Genomic DNA, 24,422 nt, shown 5'->3' with positions numbered 1-24,422 from the left:
GGCGGCAATATGGCATTTGAAGGATTAGCCGACCGACTTCAACAGACAATGCAAAAAATCCGCGGCAAAGGAAAAGTTTCTGAAGCCGATGTGAAAGAAATGATGAGAGAAGTTCGTCTAGCTCTTTTAGAAGCGGATGTTAACTTTAAAGTAGTAAAAGATTTTATAAAGCGTGTGTCTGAGCGTGCTGTCGGACAAGATGTAATGAAAAGTTTGACACCTGGACAACAAGTAATTAAAATCGTACAGGAAGAACTTACAGAACTTATGGGCGGAGAGCAAAGCAAAATTGCTGTTGCTAATAAGCCACCTACTGTTATAATGATGGTTGGTCTGCAAGGTGCGGGTAAAACAACGACGACAGGTAAGCTTGCGAATTTGCTTCGTAAAAAGCATAATCGTAAACCGATGCTTGTTGCAGCGGATATTTACCGTCCAGCAGCGATTAAACAGCTTGAAACATTAGGGAAGCAATTGGACATGCCTGTTTTCTCCTTGGGAGATCAAGTAAGTCCGGTTGAAATTGCGAAACAAGCGATTGCGAAAGCAAAAGAAGATCATCACGATTATGTTTTAATCGATACAGCGGGTCGCCTGCATATTGATGAAGAACTAATGGATGAATTAGCGAAAGTCAAAGAAGTTGCGAAACCGGATGAAATTTTCCTTGTTGTCGATGCGATGACAGGACAAGACGCGGTAAATGTAGCACAAAGTTTCCATGAACAGCTAGGATTAACAGGTGTTGTATTAACGAAATTAGATGGTGATACGCGCGGTGGTGCGGCATTATCTATTAAGGCTGTAACAAATACACCAATTAAATTTGCTGGTATGGGTGAAAAACTAGATGCAATTGAAGCGTTCCATCCAGAACGTATGGCATCCCGTATTTTAGGGATGGGCGACGTCTTAACATTAATTGAAAAAGCGCAAGCTACAGTTGATGAAGAGAAAGCAAAAGAACTTGAGCAAAAAATGCGTACGCTTTCGTTTACGCTTGACGATTTCCTAGAACAACTTGGACAAGTGCGTCAACTTGGACCGCTTGACGAATTGTTAGGAATGCTTCCTGGTGCAAATAAAATTAAAGGGCTGAAAAATGCACAAGTTGATGAAAAACAAATTGGGCATATTGAGGCAATTATTCGTTCTATGACTAAAGTAGAACGAGAACAACCGGAAATAATCAATGCTAGTCGTAAAAAGCGCATTGCCAAAGGTAGCGGTACAACAGTACAAGAAATCAATCGTCTAATCAAGCAATTTGATGATATGAAAAAAATGATGAAGACGATGACGGGAATGCAAAAAGGTAAGAAAAAAGGACTAGGTGGATTGAAGTTTCCATTCATGTAAGGAAAAAAGATGGCTCTGTTAAGAAAAAACACTTTACAAAGCAATAGTCTTTTTGCTAATATAATTATCTGTGTGAAATAAATTCGGAGGTGCTTTATAAATGGCAGTTAAAATTCGTTTAAAACGTATGGGAGCTAAAAAAACTCCTTTCTATCGTGTAGTTGTTGCAGATTCTCGTTCTCCTCGTGACGGACGTTTCATTGAGGAAATCGGTACTTACAATCCGGTTGCTCAACCAGCGGAAGTTAAGATCAACGAAGAAGCAGCATTAAAATGGTTAGGAAATGGTGCTAAACCATCTGATACAGTTCGTAACCTTTTCTCTAACCAAGGTATCATGGAGAAATTCCACTTATCTAAACAAGGTAAGTAATTGAGGCAATGACAATGAAAATGTTAGTCGAGACAATTGTTAAACCTCTTGTGGATCATCCTGGAGATGTAAAAGTTACACAGGAACTTTGCAACGGAGAAATAAAGTATCGATTAACTGTACATCCTGAGGATGTTGGAAAAGTCATTGGAAAGCAAGGGAAAGTTGCGAAAGCGATTCGAATGCTCTTGTATTCAGTGGGACATCATAATGATGAGAACGTCACACTGGAAATTCAATAAACGTAAAAGGGCGAGGAGTTATTTCCTCTCCCTTTTTTAACATTTAAAGAGAAATTGCATGTTCCATATATAAAATGGAAATGCTTAATTTATATAGAAACCAGGGGTGACATACTATTTATGACAAAATGGTTTAACGTAGGGAAAATTGTAAATACTCATGGCGTAAAAGGAGAAATTCGTGTTATTTCTCGTACTGATTTTCCAGAAGAGCGATATAAAGTAGGGAACACGTTATACATATGGGATGAGAAAGGTACAGACTATCTTACAGTGAAGGTAACTTCTCATCGTCAACATAAGACATTTGATTTATTAACACTTGAAGGATACAACAATGTAGATGAAGTAGAGAAGTTTAAAGGTTCTTTAATAAAAGTACCAGAAGAGCAGTTAGGCGAACTAGCTGAAGGCGAATACTACTACCATGAAATTATTGGTTGCAACGTTGTAACGGAAGAGGGAGAAGAATTAGGGACAATTAAAGAAATCCTATCTCCTGGTGCGAATGATGTTTGGGTGATTAAACGTCCAAAGGGTCAAGAACTTTTAATTCCTTATATTGATGATGTTGTACTTCAAGTTAACATTGAAAATAAACTAGTAACCATTCATGTAATGGAAGGGTTACTATAATGAAAATTGATATTTTAACATTGTTTCCAGATATGTTTACGGGTGTGTTTGGATCTTCAATTTTAAAGAAAGCACAAGAAAAAGAAGCGGTAGAGCTTCGTGTTGTCAATTTCCGTGAGTATACAACTAGTAAGCATAATAGTGTAGATGATTATCCGTATGGTGGGGGCGCTGGTATGGTATTAACCCCGCAGCCTATCTTTGACGCAGTAGAAGAGTTAACGAAGGAAACAGACCGTAAGCCGAGAATCGTCTTAATGTGTCCACAAGGAGAGCGTTTCACGCAGAAGAAGGCAGAAGAGCTTGCTGGAGAAGAGCATGTTATTTTTGTATGTGGCCATTATGAAGGATACGATGAACGAATTCGTGAGTATCTTGTAACAGATGAGATTTCTATTGGAGATTACGTATTAACGGGTGGAGAATTGGCTTCTATGGTAGTCACTGACAGTGTTGTACGACTTTTGCCAGGAGTGCTTGGGAATCAAACATCACAAGTGGAAGACTCTTTTAGCACAGGTTTGTTAGAGCACCCACATTATACACGTCCTGCTGATTTTCGTGGTATGAAGGTACCGGATGTACTAATGTCAGGAAATCATAAAAACATTGATGAATGGCGCCATAAAGAGTCACTACGTCGTACGTACACACGTAGACCGGATTTACTAGAAGAACGAGAATTATCTAAGCAAGAAGAGAAATGGCTGGAACAAGTTAAAGAAGACCGATAAGGGCTTGATATATTTTCTATTGCAACAGTCCTAGCAATATGCTATTATAACATTTGTGCTACTGAAATCAGTAGCCATATTAACGATGTTCCGCTGTAATTTAATAAGACTTTATAAGAGCATCTGTTTAAAGGAGAGAATTTAATATGCAACAATTAATCACAGAAATCACAAAAGGCCAACTAAAAACTGACCTTCCTTCATTCCGTCCTGGAGACACTTTACGTGTACACGTAAAAGTAGTTGAGGGAACTCGTGAAAGAATTCAGCTTTTCGAAGGTGTTGTAATTAAACGTCGTGGTGGCGGAATCAGTGAAACATTCACAGTTCGTAAGATTTCTTACGGTGTAGGTGTTGAGCGTACATTCCCAGTTCACACGCCAAGAATCGCGAACATCGAAGTACTTCGCCGTGGTAAAGTACGTCGTGCTAAGTTATACTACTTACGTAACCTTCGCGGTAAAAAAGCACGTATTAAAGAAATTCGATAAGACATGTATGGGAGCTTGTAAATACACAAGCTCCCTTTTTCCAATCTATATGAAATTTTGGTATAATACGAGCAGCTTACATAACTGTGGAGGGGAAAGCATGAAGAAAGAGAAGAGCTCACTTTGGGAATGGATCAAAGCGATTTTGATTGCTGTTGTATTAGCGGGCGTAATTAGACAGTTTTTCTTTGCCCCAATTCTCGTAGATGGTGTATCGATGTCGCCGACTTTACATGATCGTGATCGAATGATTGTTAATAAAATTGGCTATCACATAGGTGATCCGAAACGCTTTGATATTATTGTATTCCGAGCGACGGAAGAAAAAGATTATATTAAGCGTATTATTGGCCTGCCAGGCGACGAAATCGAATACCGTAATGATAAACTATATGTTAACGGGAAACCTTATGAGGAGCCGTATTTAGATAAGCAGAAAAAACAACTTGCTGACGGACCGCTTACATATGATTTTACTCTTGAAGAAATGACAGGAAAGAAAACTGTTCCAGAAGGTCAATTATTTGTTTTAGGCGATAATCGTCGTTTTAGTAAAGATAGCCGTTCGATTGGTACAATTTCAATGGACCAAGTGATTGGTAAAGCAAATATGCTATATTGGCCGTTAAAAGATGCACGTATTGTGAAATAAAAGAAAAAGAAGGTGGCAACATGGTAATCCAATGGTTCCCGGGACATATGGCAAAGGCTAGACGCCAAGTAACAGAAAAATTAAAGTTAATTGATGTTGTAATTGAGCTTGTAGATGCTCGATTACCTTTATCTTCTCGTAATCCAATGATTGATGAAATTATTACGCATAAACCAAGGCTTGTTGTTTTAAATAAAGCGGATATGGCGGATGATCGTCTTACAAAGCAGTGGATTGCATATTTTGATGAAAGAGGTCAAAAGGCAATTTCAATTAATGCGCAAGCTGGACAAGGTATGAAAGAAATTGCAGCAGCTTGTAAAGTTCTTGTCAAAGAAAAATTCGATAAAATGGTTGCTAAAGGCATTAGACCAAGAGCAATTCGTGCTTTAATTGTAGGTATTCCAAACGTTGGTAAATCTACACTGATTAATAAATTAGCGAAGAAGAATATAGCAAAAACAGGAGATCGTCCTGGTGTGACAACGGCCCAGCAGTGGATTAAAGTTGGGAAAGAAATGGAATTATTAGATACACCAGGTATTTTGTGGCCTAAATTTGAAGATCAATTAGTGGGTCTTCGTTTAGCGACGACGGGTGCAATTAAAGATTCTATATTAAATCTACAGGATGTAGCTATTTATGCGTTACGTTTTATGGAAAAACATTATCCAGAACGTTTAAAAGAGCGATATAATTTAAATGACATTCCAGAAGAAATTGTGGAGTTATTTGATGCAATTGGAAAAAACAGAGGTTGCTTAATGGGCGGCGGAATGATTGATTATGATAAAACATCTGAGCTTATACTTCGTGAGCTTCGTGGTGGAAGATTTGGAAAAATGACGTTTGAAACACCAGAAGAGTTTGCAGAGCAGGTAGAAGATGTGGAAAAAGTAGAAGAAGTATAAGACGTGCGTTTGTACGTCTTTTCTTTTTGGTTACGTTTAAAAGGAGTGTAAATGGATGCAAAAAATGACTATTCAAGAAGCGGAATGTTTTCTGCAAGAAATTATGAGTGAAGAAGACGAGCGTTTTCAAATGTTAGTGAAAGATGAGCGAAAAGGTGTTCAAAAACTAATTTTGAAGTGGTATAAACAAAAAGAGTTAGCGCAAAAAGAAAGAGAAAAATTTCTAGAAATGTCAAAGTACGAAAATGAGTTACGTGAAAAAGGCCTCACATACATTGCTGGTATTGATGAAGTGGGCCGTGGGCCGTTAGCAGGACCGGTTGTGACGGCGGCTGTCGTCCTTCCGGAAGATTTTTATATTCCAGGATTAAATGACTCGAAAAAATTAAGTGAAGCGAAACGTGAGCGTTTTTATGATGAAATTAAAGAGCATGCAATTGCGATTGGAGTTGGAATTATATCACCACAAGTTATTGATGAAATAAATATTTATCAAGCGACGAAGCAAGCGATGTTAGATGCAGTTGCTAATTTATCATGTACACCAGAATATTTATTAATCGATGCGATGAAGCTTCCTACATCAATTCCGCAAACATCAATCATTAAAGGTGATACGAAAAGTGTCTCTATTTCAGCTGCATCTATTATTGCGAAAGTGACGAGAGATCGCATGATGAAAGAGTTAGGAGGAAAGTATCCTGCATATGGATTTGAACAACATATGGGATATGGGACGAAACAGCATTTAGAAGCGATTGAAGTACATGGAGTATTAGAGGAACATCGAAAATCATTCGCGCCAATTAAAGATATGATTCAAAAATAAGCTGTATATTCACAGCTTATTTTTTATTTTGGTATATAAACATTATTATTTTCGAAAAAGAATAAAGCGATTTCAGTTTTCTGACACTTTATTGTAGACAGCGTGCCAATCATCTTATACAATGGCAATGTAATGTTTTTTAAACATTAAAAAACTTTTTGAGTAAAACAGGAAAACAGGGGAGGATGGGACTATGAATATCCATGAGTACCAAGGTAAGGCAGTCCTTAGAAGCTATGGGGTTAGCGTTCCAAACGGGAAGGTTGCATTTACAGTAGAAGAAGCTGTAGAAGCAGCGAAAGAATTAGGAACGGAAGTATGTGTAGTTAAAGCGCAAATTCACGCTGGTGGACGCGGCAAAGCTGGCGGTGTAAAAGTTGCGAAAAATTTAGAAGAAGTTCGTACATATGCAGAAAGCATTTTAGGAACTACACTTGTGACGCATCAAACAGGTCCTGAAGGTAAGGAAGTAAAACGCTTACTTATCGAAGAAGGTTGCGATATTAAAAAAGAATATTATGTAGGTCTTGTATTAGATCGTGCAACTTCTCAAGTTGTTTTAATGGCATCTGAAGAAGGTGGAACAGAAATTGAAGAAGTAGCAGAAAAAACGCCTGAAAAAATCTTTAAAGAATATATTGATCCAGCAGTAGGTTTACAAGGTTTCCAAGCGCGTAGAATCGCGTTTAACATCAATATTCCAAAAGAACTTGTAGGACAAGCTGTGAAGTTTATGATGGGCTTATACAGTGCGTTTATCGAAAAAGATTGCTCTATCGCTGAGATTAATCCACTTGTTACAACAGGTGACGGTAAAGTTATGGCGTTAGATGCAAAATTAAACTTTGATTCAAATGCGTTATATCGCAATAAAGACATTTTAGAACTTCGTGATCTTGAAGAAGAAGATTCAAAAGAAATTGAAGCTTCTAAATATGACTTAAACTACATTCCTTTAGATGGAAATATCGGTTGTATGGTTAATGGTGCAGGTTTAGCAATGGCTACAATGGATATCATTAAACATTACCATGGTGACCCGGCTAACTTCTTAGATGTTGGTGGCGGCGCAACAGCTGAAAAAGTTACAGAAGCATTCAAAATTATCCTTTCTGACAAAAATGTAAAAGGTATCTTCGTTAACATTTTTGGTGGCATTATGAAGTGTGATGTTATCGCAGAAGGTGTTATTGAAGCGACGAAGCAGGTAGGTCTTGAGTTGCCTTTAGTTGTACGTCTTGAAGGTACAAACGTAGAGTTAGGAAAGAAAATTTTAAATGAGTCTGGTTTAAATATTGTTGCAGCAGAATCTATGGCAGACGGTGCACAAAAAATTGTTTCACTAGTGGGCTAATAGAAAGCGGGGGAGAAAAATGAGCGTATTAGTTAATAAAGATACAAAAGTTATTGTTCAAGGTATTACAGGTTCTCAAGGGTTATTCCATACAAAGCAAATGATTGAATACGGTACGAAAATTGTAGGTGGTGTAACACCAGGTAAAGGTGGCACTGATATTGAAGGTGTACCAGTATTTGATACAGTAGAAGATGCTGTGAAAGCAACAGGCGCAAACGCTTCAGTTGTATACGTTCCACCCGCTTTTGCGGCTGATGCAATTATGGAAGCAGTTGATGCAAAGATTGATTTAGTAGTATGTATTACTGAAGGAATCCCTGTATTAGATATGGTAAAAGTAAAGAGATATATGGCGGGTAAACATACACGTTTACTTGGACCAAACTGCCCTGGTGTCATTACACCTGACGAATGTAAAATTGGTATTATGCCAGGATATATTCACAAAAAAGGTCATGTTGGTATCGTGTCTCGCTCTGGTACATTAACGTATGAAGCTGTACATCAGTTAACACAAGAAGGTATTGGCCAATCTACTGCTGTAGGTATCGGCGGGGACCCTGTTAACGGTACAGACTTTATTGATGCGTTAAAAGCATTTAATGAAGATGAAGAAACACATGCTGTAATTATGATTGGTGAAATCGGCGGTACGGCAGAAGAAGAAGCAGCTGAATGGGTAAAAGCTAATATGACAAAACCAGTTGTAGGTTTCATTGGTGGTCAAACTGCGCCTGAAGGCAAACGTATGGGTCATGCTGGGGCGATCATTTCTGGCGGCAAAGGAACTGCTGCTGAAAAGATTAAAACAATGGAAGCTTGTGGTATTAAAGTAGCGGAAACACCAGCTGTTATGGGTGAAACATTAATCTCTGTTTTAAAAGAAAAGGGATTATTTGAGACTTGTAAAAACTATTAATCTTTTTGAAAGACACCTTCTTATTAGAGGGTGTCTTTTTACACTTTTTCTGTTTACATAATAAAAATTATGGGTAAGGAGAATTGAGATGAAAAGAGAACGTTTATTGCACCTTCATTACATGTTGGCGGATCAGTGGAAGGCGATGGAGAGACTACTATATGTTGATCCAGAACTGAAGGGAATATACACTTTTAGTCCAAAACAATTTGAAAATTATGCTGGAATATCCCCGAAAAAATCTTCAGAACTAGTAAATTTCCTTCAAACTTCAAATCTAAAGCAATATGTATCCTATTTAGAAAAAAATCGAATATTTTATATAACTATATGGGATGAGGATTATCCGCAACTATTGCAGGAAATACAAGATCCCCCTTTTGTTTTATACGGAAAGGGAGAGAGAGATTTTCTTAACAAGGTAAATAAATTAGCGATTGTTGGAACGAGAGAACCGTCTTTATATGGAGAGGAGAGTATGAAGTTTATTTTACACCCTTTACTTGAAAAAGAATGGCTTATTGTTAGTGGGTTTGCAAGAGGGATAGATACAATCGCTCATGAAGTTACAGTAGGGCAGCATTGCCCGACTATTGCAATATTAGGACACGGATTATCTTATATGTACCCAAAGGAAAATAGAGGTTTATATGACACGTGGAAAGATTATATATTGTTATTGACAGAGTATCCGCCGCATTATGCGCCGAAAAAATGGTATTTCCCAAAAAGAAATCGAATTATTAGCGGTATAAGTAAAGGTGTTTTAGTTGTAGAAGCAAAAACGAGAAGTGGATCCCTTATTACTGCAGACCTTGCGTTAGAACAAAATAGAGAGGTGTTTGCGCTTCCTGGACCTATATTTATTGAGAGTGCAGCGGGAACGAATCATTTAATTCAACAAGGCGCAAAGCTAGTAAGAAATGCGGAGGATATCCTTGAAGAAATTTTAAATTAACCATATATTTTTATGTTTTTATTAAACAATTATTGACAAATGGTAGATTGTCGCTGTATGGTATATTCATTCTTGATTGACAAAAACAAGAGAAATCAATAAGATTGATGAAGACTTGAATCCACCTCTTAAGGAGGCACTAGCATGTCAGATTACCTCGTAATCGTGGAGTCGCCTTCTAAGGCGAAGACCATTGAAAAATATTTAGGGAAAAAATACAAAGTCGTCGCGTCCATGGGACATGTCCGCGATTTACCTAAAAGCCAAATGGGGATAGAAGTAAAGAATAACTTCACCCCGAAGTATATTACCATTCGTGGTAAGGGTCCCGTTTTAAAAGATTTAAAATCAGCGGCAAAAAAAGCAAAGAAAGTCTATCTCGCGGCCGATCCGGATCGTGAAGGAGAAGCAATTGCTTGGCATTTAGCAAATACGTTAAATGTGGACGTTGCATCAGATTGCCGAGTTGTATTTAATGAGATTACAAAAGATGCAATAAAAGAATCATTTAAATATCCTCGTGCAATTAATATGGATTTAGTAGATGCACAACAGGCAAGGCGTATACTCGATCGTCTTGTTGGCTACAATATTAGTCCTTTATTATGGAAGAAAGTAAAAAAAGGATTAAGTGCAGGACGCGTACAATCTGTAGCAGTTCGTTTAATCATCGAACGTGAAAGAGAAATTCAAAGTTTTGAACCTGAAGAATTCTGGACAATTAAAACAGAATTTGTGAAAGGGAAAGACACATTTGAAGCAAGCTTTTACGGTGTAGATGGTGAAAAAGTTCAATTAACGAACGAAGCACAAGTAAACGAAATAATCGAAAAGATGAAAGACAATGCGTTTTCGGTTGAAAATGTAACGCGAAAAGAGCGAAAGCGTAACCCTGCATTACCGTTTACAACATCTTCCTTGCAACAAGAGGCAGCGCGTAAGTTAAATATGCGAGCAAAGAAAACAATGATGCTTGCACAGCAGCTGTACGAAGGGATAGATCTTGGAAAACAAGGGACTGTAGGTCTTATTACGTATATGAGAACTGATTCAACACGTATCTCAGAAACAGCTCAAACAGAGGCTCGTGATTACATTACTGAGGCGTTTGGTGCGGAATACATAGGAACAGAGAAGAAGAAAGAAACGAAAAAGTCGAAAGCACAAGATGCGCATGAGGCGATTCGTCCTACTTCGGTAATGAGAAAGCCAGAGGAACTAAAAAGTTTCTTAAGTCGTGATCAACTCCGTTTGTATAAATTGATTTGGGAGCGATTTGTTGCAAGTCAAATGGCATCTGCTATAATGGATACTGTTACAGCGAGACTCATTAATAACAATGTTCAGTTCCGTGCAAGTGGATCAGTTGTAAAGTTCCCAGGATTTATGAAAGTGTACGTAGAGTCGAAAGATGATGGTGCGGAAGAAAAGGATAAGATGTTGCCACCGTTAGAAGTAGGTGAAACTGTATTTTCAAAAGATATAGAACCGAAGCAACATTATACACAGCCTCCGCCGCGTTATACAGAGGCTCGTCTAGTAAGGACACTTGAAGAGCTTGGAATTGGGAGACCGTCTACTTATGTACCGACACTTGAAACAATCCAAAAACGAGGATACGTTGCTTTAGATAATAAACGCTTCGTTCCGACTGAGCTTGGTGGAATAGTAATCGAACTTATTTTAGAGTTTTTCCCAGAAATTATTAACATTGAATTTACTGCCAACATGGAGCAAAGCCTTGATGAAGTAGAAGAAGGAAATGCAAATTGGGTGAAAATTGTTGATGATTTCTACGTAGAATTTGAACCGCGCTTAGAAAAAGCGGAAAAAGAAATGCGTGAAGTGGAAATTAAAGATGAACCAGCTGGGGAAGACTGTGAATTATGTAGTCACCCGATGGTCTTTAAAATGGGTAAATATGGGAAGTTTATGGCTTGTTCAAATTTCCCGGAATGTCGTAATACAAAACCGATTGTAAAAGAAATCGGTGTTACTTGTCCGAAGTGTGATAAAGGGCAAATTATTGAACGCCGTAGTAATAAAAAGAAACGTCTTTTCTACGGATGCGGTACGTATCCAGAATGTGACTTTGTATCTTGGGATAAGCCGATTGGTCGTAAATGTCCGAAGTGTGAAGGTATGCTCGTAGAGAAAAAGTTGAAAAAAGGCGTGCAAGTACAATGTATTTCGTGTGATTATGAAGAAGAACAACAAATGTGAGCGTAACTGCTCACATTTTTTTCGGGAAGAAAAGGAAAGGTGATATATATGACAACACAAGTAGTAAACGTCATTGGCGCAGGTCTTGCAGGAAGCGAAGCAGCTTACCAAATTGCAAAGCGTGGTGTCCAAGTAAAATTATATGAAATGAGACCAGTAAGGCAAACACCAGCTCATCATACAGATAAATTTGCTGAATTAGTATGTAGTAACTCACTTCGCGCAAACACATTAACAAATGCTGTTGGTGTTATTAAAGAAGAAATGCGCCTAATGGATTCTGTCATTATTCGTGCAGCTGATGAGTGCTCTGTACCAGCAGGAGGTGCTTTAGCTGTAGACCGTCATGAATTCGCGGCGAAAGTGACTGAATATGTGAAAAATCATCCGAACGTAACTGTAATGAATGAGGAAATCACTGAAATTCCAGAGGGGCCAACTGTTATTGCGACAGGTCCACTTACGTCTCCAGATCTTTCTGCACAATTAAAAAAACTAACAGGTGAAGATTATTTTTATTTCTATGATGCTGCAGCGCCAATCGTTGAGAAAGACAGCATTGACATGAATAAAGTATATTTAAAATCTCGTTATGATAAAGGTGAAGCGGCATATTTAAACTGTCCAATGACAGAAGAAGAGTTTGATCGCTTTTATGAGGCTTTAATTGCTGCTGAGACAGTGCCTTTAAAAGAATTTGAAAAAGAAATTTTCTTTGAAGGTTGTATGCCAGTAGAAGTTATGGCAAGTAGAGGGAGACAGACGTTAGTATTTGGACCGATGAAGCCTGTTGGGTTAGAAGATCCGAAAACAGGGAAAACACCGTATGCGGTTGTTCAGTTACGTCAAGATGATGCAGCAGGAACATTATACAATATTGTAGGCTTCCAAACACATTTAAAGTGGGGGCCACAAAAAGAAGTGTTACAGCTAATTCCGGGACTAGAAAACGCAGAGATTGTACGTTATGGTGTAATGCATCGTAATACGTTTATTAATTCGCCTAATTTGCTTCGTCCAACATATCAATATAAACAACGTGATGATTTATTCTTCGCTGGTCAAATGACTGGAGTAGAGGGTTATGTTGAATCAGCAGCATCAGGGTTATTAGCGGGTATTAACGCTGCTCGACTTGTACAAGGTGAAGAGCCAGTTGTATTACCACCTGTAACTGCAATGGGAAGTATGGCAAATTATATTACTGCGACAAATGCAAAAAACTTCCAGCCGATGAATGCAAACTTCGGATTATTTACACCGTTAGAGAAGAAAATTAAAAAGAAACAAGAGCGAAATGAAGCATATGCTACACGCGCTTTGGAAACAATTCAAAATTTTGTAAATATTTAATTAAATTTCTTGCAAAGGCTACTAAGTTGTGATACGATTTAGTAGCCTTTATTGAGGTGAGTTATATGGATGTGAATGTGAAGAAATTGTTACAATTATTCGTTGGATATTTACAAATTGAAAGAAATTATTCAAAATATACAATTGCAAGTTATCAAAATGATTTAGAACATTTTGTGCAATTTATGGAGCGAGAAGGCATATCCTCTTTTTTAGATGTTACATACGCGGATGTTCGTTTATACTTGACGACGTTGCACGATGAAAAGTTAGCCCGTAAATCTGTCGCAAGGAAAGTATCAAGCTTACGAAGTTTATATCGTTTTTTGATGCGTGAAGGTTATCAAAAAGATAATCCGTTTGCACTTGCGTCACTCCCCAAGAAAGAATTGTCAATCCCAAAGTTTTTATATGCTGAAGAGTTAGAGGAATTGTTTGAAGTTTCTGATACAGGGGCGCCATTAGGTCAAAGGAATCAAGCTTTATTAGAGTTGATGTATGCAACTGGGATTCGTGTAAGCGAATGCGTTAATTTGCAACTTACCGACATTGACTTTGCAGTGGGAACAATTTTAGTGATGGGAAAAGGGAAAAAACAAAGATATATTCCGTTCGGAAGCTATGCGCAAGATGCTTTAATTACTTATATAGAGAACGGGAGAAAACAGTTAGCTCAAAAGACTGAAGAACAATCTCATATGGTATTTTTAAATGCGAAAGGTAAGCCGTTAACAGATCAGGGTGTACGTTATGTGTTGAACGAACTCATTAAGAAAGCTTCACTTACAATGCGGATAAGTCCCCATATGTTAAGGCATACATTTGCTACACATATGTTGGATGAAGGAGCGGATTTACGTACTGTGCAGGAGCTATTAGGTCATGAGAATTTGTCGACGACACAAATTTATACGCATGTCTCTAAAGAAAGATTGCGTTCTGTGTACATGAAGCATCACCCGCGGGCATAAATTGCTTTTAAAGCTATAAAAACATATAAAGGAGTTTTTTCTATGGGAAATTTCCACGCTACAACGATATTTGCAGTTCATCATAATGGAGAATGTGCAATGGCTGGAGATGGTCAGGTAACGATGGGGAATGCTGTTGTAATGAAACATACAGCTCGCAAAGTTCGCAAACTTTTCCAGGGGAAAGTTTTAGCTGGTTTTGCAGGCTCAGTTGCTGATGCATTTACTCTTTTTGAAATGTTTGAAGGAAAATTAGAAGAGTATAATGGCAACTTGCAGCGCGCTGCAGTTGAGATGGCGAAACAATGGCGTGGTGATAAAATGCTACGTCAGCTAGAAGCAATGCTCATTGTCATGGATAAAACAACGATGCTCCTTGTTTCAGGTACAGGAGAAGTAATTGAGCCAGATGATGGTATTTTAGCAATTGGTTCAGGTGGACATTATGCGCTTGCTGCTGGTCGTGCTTTAAAGCAACATGCAAGTGAACAATTAACAGCGAAACAAATTGCGAAGGCCAGTTTAGAAATTGCAGGCGATATTTGTGTTTATACGAACCACAACATAATTGTTGAAGAATTGTAGAATCGTAAGGGAGGCATTTTATATGCATTTACATTTTACTCCGCGTCAAATTGTGGAAAAATTAGATCAATACATCATCGGTCAAAAAGATGCAAAGAAAGCGGTTGCTGTAGCTCTACGAAATCGATACCGTCGCAGTAAATTAGTTGAAAATTTACGTGATGAAATTGCACCTAAAAACATTTTAATGATTGGACCGACAGGTGTTGGTAAAACAGAGGTAGCACGGCGGATGGCGAAACTCGTTGGAGCACCTTTTATTAAGGTTGAAGCGACGAAATTTACAGAAGTTGGATATGTGGGTCGAGATGTAGAGTCGATGGTCCGCGACCTTGTTGAAACGTCCGTTCGTATCGTGAAAGAGGAAATGGTAGTTAAAGTTCAAGATAAAGCAGAAGAGCAAGCGAATCAACGTCTTGTTGAAATTTTAGTGCCTAGTCCGGAGAAACAATCTGGATTTAAAAATCCATTAGAAATGCTTTTTGGTGGTACTCAAAATTCAAACCAAACATCTGATGCACAGGAAGATGATGAAATCGAAAAGAAACGTCAAGATGTGGAAAGAAAGCTTGAGGCAGGCCTTCTTGAAGATGAAGTGGTATCGATCGAAGTGACGGAACAACAGTCTTCTATGTTTGATATGTTGCAAGGAACTGGCATGGAGCAAATGGGAATGAATTTCCAAGATGCACTAGGAAGTATCATGCCGAAAAAAACGAAAAAACGTAAACTTTCTGTAAAAGAAGCAAGAAAACTCTTGACAAATGAAGAGGCACAGCGCTTAATTGATATGGATGAAGTTACACAAGAGGCTGTTTATCGTGCTGAACAGCTCGGGATTATTTTTATCGATGAAATTGACAAAATTGCTGGTAAGCAGTCGAATAGCGTAGATGTATCGCGTGAAGGTGTGCAACGTGACATTTTACCGATTGTAGAAGGATCGAATGTTGCAACGAAATACGGATCAGTAAAAACGGATTATATTTTATTTGTTGCAGCTGGAGCGTTCCATATGTCTAAACCGTCGGATTTAATTCCGGAATTGCAAGGGAGATTTCCGATTCGAGTAGAATTAACAAAATTATCGGCGGATGATTTTGTTAAAATATTAATCGAGCCTGACAATGCGCTAATTAAACAGTACATGGCGTTATTAGCGACTGAAGGTATAGAAATTGAATTTTCAGACGAAGCTATTCGTAAGATTGCTGAGATTGCTTATCAAGTTAATCAGGATACAGATAATATTGGAGCGAGAAGACTTCATACTATTATGGAGAAGCTCCTTGAAGATTTATCGTTTGAGGCATCTGAAATTACGTTAGAGAAAATAACGATAACACCTCAATATGTTGAGGAAAAATTAGCGACAATAGCTAAAAATAAAGATGTGAGCCAGTTTATTTTGTAATAGTGTCATCAGGTGACTCGCCCTAGTTTCCAAGTGATGAAAAAATATGTAAGTAACATGTAGGAGGAAATTTTGAAATGGAATTATTAGCAAAAACGAGAAAATTAAATGCGTTATTACAGAGCGCAGCAGGAAAGCCTGTAAACTTTAGAGAGATGTCTGATACAATGTGTGAAGTAATTGAAGCGAACGTGTTCGTTGTAAGTCGTCGCGGTAAATTATTAGGATATGCGATTCACCAACAAATCGAGAACGAACGTATGAAGCACATGCTTGCAGAGCGTCAATTCCCAGAAGAGTATACGCAAAGCTTATTCAATGTTACAGAAACATCTTCAAATTTAGGTGTGGATAGTGACTACACAGCATTCCCAGTAGAAAATAGAGAATTATTCGGTCAAGGTTTAACTACAATCGTACCAATCGTTGGTGGCGGTGAGCGTCTAGGTACACTAGTCTTAGCTCGTCTTGGTCAAGAGTTCTTAGACGATGATTTAATTCTTGCTGAATACAGCTCAACTGTTGTAGGTATGGAAATCTTACGTGAAAAAGCAGAAGAAATCGAAGAGGAAGCACGTAGTAAAGCTGTTGTTCAAATGGCGATTAGCTCATTATCTTACAGTGAGTTAGAAGCAATCGAGCATATCTTCGAAGAATTAAATGGAACAGAAGGTTTACTTGTTGCAAGTAAAATTGCTGATCGCGTAGGAATTACTCGTTCTGTAATCGTAAATGCACTACGTAAATTAGAAAGTGCTGGTGTTATTGAGTCTCGCTCTTTAGGTATGAAAGGAACATACATTAAAGTGCTAAACGACAAGTTTCTACAGGAACTTGCTAAATTAAAAACAAACTAATTTATAAAAAAACTCTCCTCGCTTGAGGAGAGTTTTTTGTTTTTTTAAGAGAATGATTTTGCTTACGTAAGGCGTCATGCCAACATTCATTAGAAAACTATTAATTAACCTTCAATTCCTTGCTTAAAGGAATTGAAGGTTGGTAATACTAGAATTTGAGCGTAAAAAAAAGAAAGTTTTACATTGTTCTCATTTTCGACTTGATTGTAATATTTCAGTATGATATAGTAAGCAGTGGTGTCAGTACAAAGTACACACGTTTACTGATTTAAGTGTTGGTGCTACGTTCGTAGTTTCGCTTAGAGATGAAGTAAACGGAGGATATCAAAAAACCATTTAGGAGGAACTAAATTATGTCAGTAATTTCTATGAAGCAATTGCTTGAAGCTGGTGTTCATTTCGGACATCAAACTCGTCGTTGGAACCCAAAAATGAAGCGTTACATTTTCACAGAGCGTAACGGTATCTACATCATCGACTTACAAAAAACTGTGAAAAAAGTTGAGGAAGCTTACAGAACGATGCGTGACATCGCTGCTGAAGGCGGAGACATCTTATTCGTAGGTACTAAAAAACAAGCACAAGAAGCTATTAAAGAAGAAGCAACTCGTGCTGGTATGTACTTCGTTAACCAACGTTGGTTAGGTGGAACTTTAACAAACTTCCAAACAATCCAAAAGCGTATCAAGCGTCTTAAAGATATCGAAAGAATGCAAGAAGATGGTACTTTCGAAGTACTTCCTAAGAAAGAAGTTGTTCAACTTAAAAAAGAGTTAGAGCGTCTTGAGAAATTCTTAGGCGGTATTAAAGATATGAAAGGTCTTCCAAGTGCATTATTCGTAGTAGACCCTCGTAAAGAGCGTATTGCAGTTGCTGAAGCACGCAAATTACACATTCCAATCATCGGTATCGTTGATACAAACTGTGATCCAGACGAAATCGATCACGTTATCCCAGCAAACGATGATGCAATTCGTGCTGTAAAACTTCTTACATCTAAAATGGCAGACGCGATCCTTGAAGCAAAACAAGGTGAAGAAACTGTTACTGCGTAACAAATTTGGAAAGGTGATAAGGGGTTCGGCCTTTTATCACCTTTTTTAAGGTATAAACACCTTTTTAAAAGGTATAAATACATATTTTAGGAGGATGAAAAACATGGCAATCACTGCACAAATGGTAAAAGAACTTCGTGAAAAAACTGGCGCAGGTATGATGGACTGCAAAAAAGCTTTAACAGAAACTAACGGCGACATGGAGAAAGCAATTGACTTCTTACGTGAAAAAGGTATTGCGAAAGCTGCTAAAAAAGCAGACCGCATCGCTGCTGAAGGTTTAACTTTCATCGAAACAAACGGTAACGAAGGTTTAATCTTAGAATTAAACTCTGAAACTGATTTCGTTGCGAAAAACGAAGGTTTCCAAGCATTAATTAAAGAACTAGCTGCTCACTTATTAGCTAACAAACCTGCTAACGTTGAAGAAGCTATGGCTCAAACAATTGAAGGCGGCAAAACAGTAGAAGAGCACATCAATGAAGCAATCGCTAAAATTGGTGAAAAACTTACACTTCGTCGTTTCGAAATCGTATCAAAAACTGATGCAGATGCATTCGGCGCTTACCTACACATGGGTGGACGTATTGGTGTATTAACAGTTCTTGAAGGTTCTACTGATGAAGCAGCTGCTAAAGATGTAGCAATGCACATTGCAGCAGTTAACCCTAAATACATCGACCGCGATGCTGTAACAGCTGAAGAAGTTGAGCATGAGCGTCAAGTATTAACACAACAAGCTTTAAACGAAGGCAAGCCTGAAAAAATCGTTGCGAAAATGGTAGAAGGTCGTCTGGGCAAATTCTTCGAAGAGATCTGCTTACTTGACCAAACATTCGTTAAGAACCCTGACATGAAAGTTCGTCAATTCGTTGAGTCTAAAGGCGGAACATTAAAAGGATTCGTTCGCTACGCTGTTGGTGAAGGTATCGAAAAACGCGAAGACAACTTTGCTGAAGAAGTAATGAACCAAGTAAAAGGTAACAACTAATACAGATTAGGGAACACATTGTGTTCCCTTTTTTAAAATAAAGATGTAAGCAATTGGAGGTTCATTATGAGTAAACCGAAATATAATCGTGTCGTTTTAAAGCTGAGCGGAGAAGCTTTAGCTGGCGAGCAAGGATTTGGAATTAACCCAGCTGTTATTAAATCAGTTGCGGAACAAGTGAAAGAAATTGCAGAACTTGATGTAGAGGTTGCTGTTGTTGTTGGTGGCGGTAACATTTGGCGTGGAAAAATTGGAAGCGAGATGGGCATGGATCGTGCAGGAGCAGATTACATGGGCATGTTGGCAACAGTTATGAATTCATTAGCTCTTCAAGATAGCTTAGAGAATATTGGAATTCAAACTCGCGTACAAACTTCAATTGAGATGCGTCAAGTGGCAGAGCCTTACATTCGTCGTAAAGCAATTCGTCACTTAGAGAAAAAACGTGTTGTTATCTTTGCTGCAGGTACTGGTAACCCATACTTCTCTACAGATACAACAGCAGCATTACGTGCAGCTGAAATCGAAGCGGACGTTATTTTAATGGCGAAAAATAATGTAGATGGCGTATATAGTGCAGATCCATCTATTGACCCAACAGCTACGAAATACGAAACACTTACTTACTTAGATGTATTAAAAGCAGGTTTAGGTGTAATGGATTCTACAGCTTCTTCTTTATGTATGGATAATGATATTCCATTAATTGTATTCTCGGTTATGGAAAAAGGTAATATTAAACGTGCCGTTTTAGGCGAAAATATTGGAACAGTTGTAAGGGGGAAATAAATTATGGGACAACAAGTATTGAAGTCTTCAAATGAAAAAATGGAAAAAGCAGTTGCTGCTTATTCTCGTGAATTAGCAACAGTTCGCGCTGGTCGTGCAAGCTCGTCTGTATTGGATAAGGTACAAGTTGATTACTATGGTGCACCAACACCAGTTGTGCAATTAGCGAACATTACAGTTCCAGAAGCACGTTTGCTTGTAATTCAACCTTATGATAAAACTTCTATCGGTGATATTGAAAAAGCAATTTTAAAAGCAGATTTAGGTTTAAACCCTTCTAATGATGGAACTGTAATTCGTATTGCATTCCCTGCATTAACAGAAGAGCGTCGTCGTGATCTTGTAAAAGTTGTGAAAAAATATGCTGAGGAAGCAAAAGTGGCTGTTCGTAACGTACGTCGTGACAGTAATGATGACCTTAAGAAGCTTGAAAAAGCTGGCGACATTACAGAAGATGATTTAAGAGGATATACTGAAGATATCCAAAAAGAAACAGATAAATATATTGCAAAAGTTGACGAAATCGCAAAAAACAAAGAAAAAGAAATTATGGAAGTGTAATAGCGATAATTTCGCAAATATGACCCTCTTCTTAAGGGGGTCTTTTTACACTTTTAGGCATACGTCTGCTTGTTGGAGGGTATGAATGATGTTTAAAAAGTTTCCTTTTTTTAAAAGTAAAAAGGTCACATCGTTTGATCATCTCATTGAAAAAGTAAAAAAAGGATATATCCCAGAACACATTGCTATTATTATGGATGGTAATGGAAGATGGGCAAAGAGAAGAGCGATGCCTCGCATTGCTGGCCATCATGAAGGTATGCAAGTTGTGAAAAAAATCACAAAATTTGCAAGTAAGCTTGATGTGAAAGTATTAACTCTTTATGCTTTTTCGACTGAGAACTGGAAAAGACCGAAAAAAGAAGTTGATTATTTGATGAAGCTTCCAGAAGAATTTTTAGGTGCATTTTTACCAGAGTTGATTGAAGAAAACGTACAAGTCCGAGTAATAGGGCAAAAAGATCGTCTTCCTACGCATACGCGCAGAGCGATGGAAAAAGCCATGGAAGATACGAAAGAGAATACGGGATTAATTCTTAATTTCGCGTTAAACTATGGAAGTCGAGATGAAATCGTTTCTGCTGTGCAACATATGATGAAAGATAGTGAGGAAGGAAAAATTCGTTCGGAAGAAATAAGTGAAGAAATGATTTCTTCTTACTTAATGACGAGTTCTTTACCTGATCCAGAGTTGTTAATCCGTACAAGCGGAGAGCTACGTATTAGTAATTTCATGTTATGGCAAATTGCTTATTCGGAATTTTGGTTTACAGATGTGTATTGGCCAGATTTTACCGAGGAACATTTGCTAAATGCGATTACGGACTTTCAACATAGAGGGCGCAGATTCGGAGGCGTGTAGAAAGAGAGGGTTTGGTAGTGAAACAGAGAATTATTACTGGAGTGATTGCTGCCGCGCTATTCATTCCCATCGTAATTTACGGTGGCGTGCCTTTTACAGTTTTAGTGTATGCACTTGCTTCTATAGGTTTATATGAATTAATTCGTATGAACAAGCTTACGCTTATTTCGGTACCAACAGTTTTAGCTGCAGTATTATTGTGGATTATTTTAATTCCGAGTAGTGCATCAGAACTGTTTACATGGATTGGGTTAGGTAAATTAGAAATCACATTTGTGATTGTTTTATTACTTTTATCATATACAGTCCTTTCTAAGAATACATTTACTTTTGACAATGCTTCATTTTTACTTATGGCAACGACATATGTTGCAATGGGATTCTTATATTTAAATGAAACGAGAATATTAGGAATCAAATATGTGTTCTGTGCACTATTTGTCATATGGGCAACGGATTCAGGTGCATATTTCATAGGAAAAGCATTTGGAAAAAGAAAATTGTGGCCAGAAATTAGTCCGAATAAAACGATTGAAGGTTCATTAGGCGGTATTGTTTGTGGAATTGTTGTTGCACTTGTTTACAATATGTTCTTCCCAGTTGAAGCAAATGTAGGAGTTTTAATCGTTCTGACGATTATCATTTCTATTTTTGGACAAATTGGTGATTTAGTACAATCTGCATTTAAACGCCATTATGGTGTAAAGGATTCAGGTACAATTTTACCTGGACATGGTGGTATTTTAGATCGAACAGATAGTTGGTTATTTGTGTTACCAATTCTATACTTCTTATTACAATACAATTAATAAATGAACGAGGGGTTGGAGTCATGAAAAACATTAGTTTATTAGGTGCAAGCGGATCGATCGGTACACAAACATTAGATGTGTTACGCTCGCACCCAGACCAATTCCGTCTCGTTGCTTTTTCTGTAGGGAAAAATGTTGATTATGCAATAAAGGTAATTCAAGAATTTTCTCCGCAACTTGTCTCTGTGCAAAGAGAGGAAGATGTTTTAAAATTACAAGCTGTTTCTGGTAATACAAAAGTCGTATATGGTAGCGAAGGCTTATTAGAAGTAGCGCTCTGCCCAGATACAGAAATTGTAGTGAATGCTGTTGTAGGTAGCGTAGGGTTGTTACCGACACTCCGCGCAATTGAGGCGAAAAAAACAATTGGAATTGCAAACAAAGAAACGTTAGTAACTGCAGGGCATCTTGTAATGGAAGCAGCACGAAAACATAATGTATCGTTACTTCCAGTAGACAGTGAACATTCAGCTATTTTTCAATGCTTGAATGGTGAAAATGAAAAAAGAATCTCTCGATTAATTATAACTGCTTCAGGCGGAAGTTTTCGTGATAAAACGAGAGATGAATTGCATCATGTGACCGTAGAAGATGCGCTTCGTCATCCAAACTGGTCAATGGGTTCGAAAATTACAATTGATTCTGCTACAATGATGAATAAGGGGCTAGAAGTAATTGAAGCACACTGGCTTTTTGGTATCCCTTATGAGCAAATCGATGTTGTTCTACATAAAGAAAGTATTATTCATTCTATGGTTGAATTTGAAGATCGTAGTGTAATGGCACAGCTTGGCTCACCTGATATGCGAGTACCGATTCAATACGCGCTTACATACCCTGATAGATTACCTCTTTCAGACACAAAACAGTTAAATTTATGGGAAATGGGAACATTGCATTTTGAGAAAATGGATCAAGAACGTTTCCGTTGTCTACGTTTTGCGTATGAAGCTGGAAAGACAGGTGGAAGTATGCCAGCTGTAATGAACGCGGCAAATGAAGTAGCTGTTGAAGCTTTTTTACAAAAGAGAATTAGTTTCTTAACAGTGGAAGACCTCATTGAAAAAGCAATGCACCATCACACTGTCATTGCACGTCCGAGCTTAGAGGAAATTCAGGAAATTGATGCAGCCACAAGACGGTTTGTGATGGAACAAATTTAGCAAAGGTGGTTATGGAATTGAATACAGCGATTGCCTTTATATTAATTTTCGGTGCACTCGTATTTTTCCATGAGCTAGGGCATCTATATTTCGCAAAAAGAGCAGGTATTTTGTGCCGCGAGTTTGCGATTGGTTTTGGTCCGAAAATATTCTCATTTGAAAAGAATGAAACGGTGTATACGATTCGATTACTGCCCCTTGGTGGCTACGTAAGAATGGCTGGCGAGGATGCGGACACAGTTGAGTTAAAGCCTGGAAAAAAGGTTGGACTTGTATTAAATGAAAAAGACGAAGTTGTGAAATTAGTTTTTGACGGGCATGAAAAATATCCAAATGTTCGTGTCATTGAAGTTGAACAAGCTGATTTAGAGCATAATCTTACAATTTCGGGTTATGAAGAGTACGAGGAAGAGCTGCAAACATTCCGAGTGAATGAAAAAGCTCGTATCATTTCTGCGGGAGAAGAAATTCAAATCGCTCCGTACAATAGACAATTTGGCTCTAAAAAATTGGGCCAACGTGCTCTAACAATCTTTGCAGGTCCTGCAATGAACTTTATTCTAGCATTTGTTATTTTTGTAATTCTTGGATTTGTACAAGGAGTTCCTGTTGACAAACCGATGGTCGGAAAAGTAATGGAGAATAGTGCTGCAGAACAAGCTGGATTAAAAGAAAACGATACAATTCAAGCAATCAATGGGAAAAACACTAGTACATGGAAAGATGTTGTAACGATTGTACGTGAAAACCCAAATAAAGAAATTACGTTACATGTAAAGCGTGATAGTGAGCAATTTAATGTGAAAGTAACACCGACGCTTGATAAAGAAGGGAAAGACGAAGTTGGTAGAATTGGTGTTTATTCTCCTGTAGAGAAAACAGTGATGGGTTCTATTAAATCAGGATTTGAACAAACATACGAATGGACGAAACTAATTTTTGATTCTCTTATGAAATTAGTAACGGGTCAATTTTCTATTAATGAGTTGTCAGGTCCAGTAGGAATTTATAATCTAACAGATCAAGTTGTAGATTATGGATTTACGCGTGTACTAAGTTTAGCGGCAGTTTTAAGTATTAACCTTGGTTTATTTAATTTATTACCAGTCCCAGCTTTAGACGGTGGACGTTTGTTCTTCTTCTTAATTGAAGCATTACGAGGAAAACCAATTGATCGTCAAAAAGAAGGAATGGTTCACTTTATTGGGTTTGCATTATTAATGTTGCTTATGTTAGTTGTAACATGGAATGACATCCGTAAGTTTTTCTTGTAAAATAAGAAGAAGTTTATAATGAAATAGAGCTCGTAGAATAAAATCCCTCAC

General features: G+C 37.8%; 26 protein-coding genes. All 26 read left to right on the top strand.

Features of this window, described 5'->3' with window-relative positions; translation table 11 throughout:
• The first annotated feature begins 9 nt into the window (after positions 1–9).
• The 26 genes from ffh to rseP all read left to right on the top strand — a co-directional run bounded on the left by ffh (position 10) and on the right by rseP (position 24,371).
• Entirely contained in the window at positions 10–1,359 is a 1,350-nt protein-coding gene (ffh, locus tag BWGOE10_RS19260; RefSeq protein ID WP_002111383.1) for a signal recognition particle protein, read from the top strand.
• A gap of 100 nt (positions 1,360–1,459) precedes the next feature.
• Positions 1,460–1,732 (top strand): 30S ribosomal protein S16, encoded by a 273-nt coding sequence (gene rpsP, locus BWGOE10_RS19255; RefSeq protein WP_000268750.1) that lies wholly within the window; start codon positions 1,460–1,462, stop codon positions 1,730–1,732.
• A gap of 14 nt (positions 1,733–1,746) precedes the next feature.
• Entirely contained in the window at positions 1,747–1,974 is a 228-nt protein-coding gene (locus BWGOE10_RS19250; protein WP_002088196.1) for a KH domain-containing protein, read from the top strand.
• 120 nt (positions 1,975–2,094) lie between these two features.
• Complete coding sequence (rimM, locus tag BWGOE10_RS19245) at positions 2,095–2,610, top strand: ribosome maturation factor RimM (RefSeq protein ID WP_070144593.1); 516 nt, start codon at positions 2,095–2,097, stop codon at positions 2,608–2,610.
• Positions 2,610–3,344, top strand: coding sequence for a tRNA (guanosine(37)-N1)-methyltransferase TrmD (gene trmD / locus BWGOE10_RS19240; protein WP_070144592.1), 735 nt, complete (start codon positions 2,610–2,612; stop codon positions 3,342–3,344). The genes rimM and trmD overlap by 1 nt, the downstream gene beginning before the upstream one ends.
• A gap of 146 nt (positions 3,345–3,490) precedes the next feature.
• The gene (gene rplS / locus BWGOE10_RS19235) at positions 3,491–3,835 is read left to right on the top strand and encodes a 50S ribosomal protein L19 (protein WP_002014524.1); all 345 of its coding nucleotides are present in this window, start codon (positions 3,491–3,493) and stop codon (positions 3,833–3,835) included.
• 100 nt (positions 3,836–3,935) lie between these two features.
• Positions 3,936–4,487: a signal peptidase I gene (gene lepB, locus BWGOE10_RS19230; RefSeq protein ID WP_002066791.1), complete on the top strand. Its 552-nt coding sequence runs from the start codon at positions 3,936–3,938 to the stop codon at positions 4,485–4,487.
• Positions 4,488–4,507: 20 nt separating this feature from the next.
• Positions 4,508–5,398, top strand: coding sequence for a ribosome biogenesis GTPase YlqF (ylqF, locus tag BWGOE10_RS19225; protein WP_070144591.1), 891 nt, complete (start codon positions 4,508–4,510; stop codon positions 5,396–5,398).
• A gap of 55 nt (positions 5,399–5,453) precedes the next feature.
• The gene (locus BWGOE10_RS19220; protein WP_070144590.1) at positions 5,454–6,227 is read left to right on the top strand and encodes a ribonuclease HII; all 774 of its coding nucleotides are present in this window, start codon (positions 5,454–5,456) and stop codon (positions 6,225–6,227) included.
• A 193-nt stretch (positions 6,228–6,420) separates the two neighbouring features.
• Positions 6,421–7,581 (top strand): ADP-forming succinate--CoA ligase subunit beta, encoded by a 1,161-nt coding sequence (gene sucC / locus BWGOE10_RS19215; protein WP_002014529.1) that lies wholly within the window; start codon positions 6,421–6,423, stop codon positions 7,579–7,581.
• 19 nt (positions 7,582–7,600) lie between these two features.
• Entirely contained in the window at positions 7,601–8,503 is a 903-nt protein-coding gene (sucD, locus tag BWGOE10_RS19210) for a succinate--CoA ligase subunit alpha (protein WP_070144589.1), read from the top strand.
• A gap of 88 nt (positions 8,504–8,591) precedes the next feature.
• The gene (dprA, locus tag BWGOE10_RS19205) at positions 8,592–9,461 is read left to right on the top strand and encodes a DNA-processing protein DprA (protein ID WP_070144588.1); all 870 of its coding nucleotides are present in this window, start codon (positions 8,592–8,594) and stop codon (positions 9,459–9,461) included.
• A 144-nt stretch (positions 9,462–9,605) separates the two neighbouring features.
• Positions 9,606–11,684, top strand: coding sequence for a type I DNA topoisomerase (gene topA, locus BWGOE10_RS19200; protein WP_070144587.1), 2,079 nt, complete (start codon positions 9,606–9,608; stop codon positions 11,682–11,684).
• Positions 11,685–11,732: 48 nt separating this feature from the next.
• A complete protein-coding gene (trmFO, locus tag BWGOE10_RS19195; RefSeq protein WP_002066796.1) occupies positions 11,733–13,037 on the top strand; it encodes an FADH(2)-oxidizing methylenetetrahydrofolate--tRNA-(uracil(54)-C(5))-methyltransferase TrmFO in 1,305 nt (434 codons plus the stop codon).
• 71 nt (positions 13,038–13,108) lie between these two features.
• Positions 13,109–14,008 (top strand): tyrosine recombinase XerC, encoded by a 900-nt coding sequence (gene xerC, locus BWGOE10_RS19190; RefSeq protein WP_081338190.1) that lies wholly within the window; start codon positions 13,109–13,111, stop codon positions 14,006–14,008.
• A gap of 42 nt (positions 14,009–14,050) precedes the next feature.
• The gene (gene hslV, locus BWGOE10_RS19185; protein WP_070144585.1) at positions 14,051–14,593 is read left to right on the top strand and encodes an ATP-dependent protease proteolytic subunit HslV; all 543 of its coding nucleotides are present in this window, start codon (positions 14,051–14,053) and stop codon (positions 14,591–14,593) included.
• A 22-nt stretch (positions 14,594–14,615) separates the two neighbouring features.
• On the top strand, positions 14,616–16,007 hold the full coding sequence (hslU, locus tag BWGOE10_RS19180; RefSeq protein ID WP_070144584.1) for an ATP-dependent protease ATPase subunit HslU: 1,392 nt from the start codon (positions 14,616–14,618) through the stop codon (positions 16,005–16,007).
• Between the two features lie 77 nt (positions 16,008–16,084).
• On the top strand, positions 16,085–16,864 hold the full coding sequence (gene codY, locus BWGOE10_RS19175; protein WP_002014541.1) for a GTP-sensing pleiotropic transcriptional regulator CodY: 780 nt from the start codon (positions 16,085–16,087) through the stop codon (positions 16,862–16,864).
• 353 nt (positions 16,865–17,217) lie between these two features.
• Positions 17,218–17,919, top strand: coding sequence for a 30S ribosomal protein S2 (gene rpsB / locus BWGOE10_RS19170; protein WP_000111485.1), 702 nt, complete (start codon positions 17,218–17,220; stop codon positions 17,917–17,919).
• Positions 17,920–18,022: 103 nt separating this feature from the next.
• Positions 18,023–18,910, top strand: a complete 888-nt coding sequence (tsf, locus tag BWGOE10_RS19165) for a translation elongation factor Ts (protein ID WP_002088177.1) — start codon at positions 18,023–18,025, stop codon at positions 18,908–18,910.
• Between the two features lie 66 nt (positions 18,911–18,976).
• The gene (gene pyrH, locus BWGOE10_RS19160; RefSeq protein ID WP_002111372.1) at positions 18,977–19,699 is read left to right on the top strand and encodes a UMP kinase; all 723 of its coding nucleotides are present in this window, start codon (positions 18,977–18,979) and stop codon (positions 19,697–19,699) included.
• Positions 19,700–19,702: 3 nt separating this feature from the next.
• Positions 19,703–20,260, top strand: coding sequence for a ribosome recycling factor (frr, locus tag BWGOE10_RS19155; RefSeq protein WP_000531506.1), 558 nt, complete (start codon positions 19,703–19,705; stop codon positions 20,258–20,260).
• An 85-nt stretch (positions 20,261–20,345) separates the two neighbouring features.
• Positions 20,346–21,122: an isoprenyl transferase gene (uppS, locus tag BWGOE10_RS19150; RefSeq protein WP_002111371.1), complete on the top strand. Its 777-nt coding sequence runs from the start codon at positions 20,346–20,348 to the stop codon at positions 21,120–21,122.
• 17 nt (positions 21,123–21,139) lie between these two features.
• Positions 21,140–21,931: a phosphatidate cytidylyltransferase gene (gene cdsA, locus BWGOE10_RS19145; protein ID WP_070144583.1), complete on the top strand. Its 792-nt coding sequence runs from the start codon at positions 21,140–21,142 to the stop codon at positions 21,929–21,931.
• 23 nt (positions 21,932–21,954) lie between these two features.
• Positions 21,955–23,097 carry a 1-deoxy-D-xylulose-5-phosphate reductoisomerase gene (gene dxr, locus BWGOE10_RS19140; protein ID WP_070144582.1) on the top strand — a complete coding sequence of 381 codons (1,143 nt, stop codon included), beginning with the start codon at positions 21,955–21,957 and terminating at the stop codon, positions 23,095–23,097.
• A gap of 17 nt (positions 23,098–23,114) precedes the next feature.
• Positions 23,115–24,371 (top strand): RIP metalloprotease RseP, encoded by a 1,257-nt coding sequence (rseP, locus tag BWGOE10_RS19135; RefSeq protein ID WP_070144581.1) that lies wholly within the window; start codon positions 23,115–23,117, stop codon positions 24,369–24,371.
• The last annotated feature ends 51 nt before the right edge of the window (positions 24,372–24,422 follow it).

The sequence above is a fragment of the Bacillus mycoides genome (assembly GCF_001757995.1).
Taxonomy (GTDB): domain Bacteria; phylum Bacillota; class Bacilli; order Bacillales; family Bacillaceae_G; genus Bacillus_A; species Bacillus_A mycoides_B.
This window is presented reverse-complemented; position numbering and strand designations above follow the sequence as displayed.

Coding starts and splice junctions, on each gene's coding strand:
- ffh (WP_002111383.1), top strand. CDS start 10: ATGGCATTTGAAGGATTAGCCGACCGACTTCAACAGACAATGCAAAAA.
- rpsP (WP_000268750.1), top strand. CDS start 1,460: ATGGCAGTTAAAATTCGTTTAAAACGTATGGGAGCTAAAAAAACTCCT.
- BWGOE10_RS19250 (WP_002088196.1), top strand. CDS start 1,747: ATGAAAATGTTAGTCGAGACAATTGTTAAACCTCTTGTGGATCATCCT.
- rimM (WP_070144593.1), top strand. CDS start 2,095: ATGACAAAATGGTTTAACGTAGGGAAAATTGTAAATACTCATGGCGTA.
- trmD (WP_070144592.1), top strand. CDS start 2,610: ATGAAAATTGATATTTTAACATTGTTTCCAGATATGTTTACGGGTGTG.
- rplS (WP_002014524.1), top strand. CDS start 3,491: ATGCAACAATTAATCACAGAAATCACAAAAGGCCAACTAAAAACTGAC.
- lepB (WP_002066791.1), top strand. CDS start 3,936: ATGAAGAAAGAGAAGAGCTCACTTTGGGAATGGATCAAAGCGATTTTG.
- ylqF (WP_070144591.1), top strand. CDS start 4,508: ATGGTAATCCAATGGTTCCCGGGACATATGGCAAAGGCTAGACGCCAA.
- BWGOE10_RS19220 (WP_070144590.1), top strand. CDS start 5,454: ATGCAAAAAATGACTATTCAAGAAGCGGAATGTTTTCTGCAAGAAATT.
- sucC (WP_002014529.1), top strand. CDS start 6,421: ATGAATATCCATGAGTACCAAGGTAAGGCAGTCCTTAGAAGCTATGGG.
- sucD (WP_070144589.1), top strand. CDS start 7,601: ATGAGCGTATTAGTTAATAAAGATACAAAAGTTATTGTTCAAGGTATT.
- dprA (WP_070144588.1), top strand. CDS start 8,592: ATGAAAAGAGAACGTTTATTGCACCTTCATTACATGTTGGCGGATCAG.
- topA (WP_070144587.1), top strand. CDS start 9,606: ATGTCAGATTACCTCGTAATCGTGGAGTCGCCTTCTAAGGCGAAGACC.
- trmFO (WP_002066796.1), top strand. CDS start 11,733: ATGACAACACAAGTAGTAAACGTCATTGGCGCAGGTCTTGCAGGAAGC.
- hslV (WP_070144585.1), top strand. CDS start 14,051: ATGGGAAATTTCCACGCTACAACGATATTTGCAGTTCATCATAATGGA.
- hslU (WP_070144584.1), top strand. CDS start 14,616: ATGCATTTACATTTTACTCCGCGTCAAATTGTGGAAAAATTAGATCAA.
- codY (WP_002014541.1), top strand. CDS start 16,085: ATGGAATTATTAGCAAAAACGAGAAAATTAAATGCGTTATTACAGAGC.
- rpsB (WP_000111485.1), top strand. CDS start 17,218: ATGTCAGTAATTTCTATGAAGCAATTGCTTGAAGCTGGTGTTCATTTC.
- tsf (WP_002088177.1), top strand. CDS start 18,023: ATGGCAATCACTGCACAAATGGTAAAAGAACTTCGTGAAAAAACTGGC.
- pyrH (WP_002111372.1), top strand. CDS start 18,977: ATGAGTAAACCGAAATATAATCGTGTCGTTTTAAAGCTGAGCGGAGAA.
- frr (WP_000531506.1), top strand. CDS start 19,703: ATGGGACAACAAGTATTGAAGTCTTCAAATGAAAAAATGGAAAAAGCA.
- uppS (WP_002111371.1), top strand. CDS start 20,346: ATGATGTTTAAAAAGTTTCCTTTTTTTAAAAGTAAAAAGGTCACATCG.
- dxr (WP_070144582.1), top strand. CDS start 21,955: ATGAAAAACATTAGTTTATTAGGTGCAAGCGGATCGATCGGTACACAA.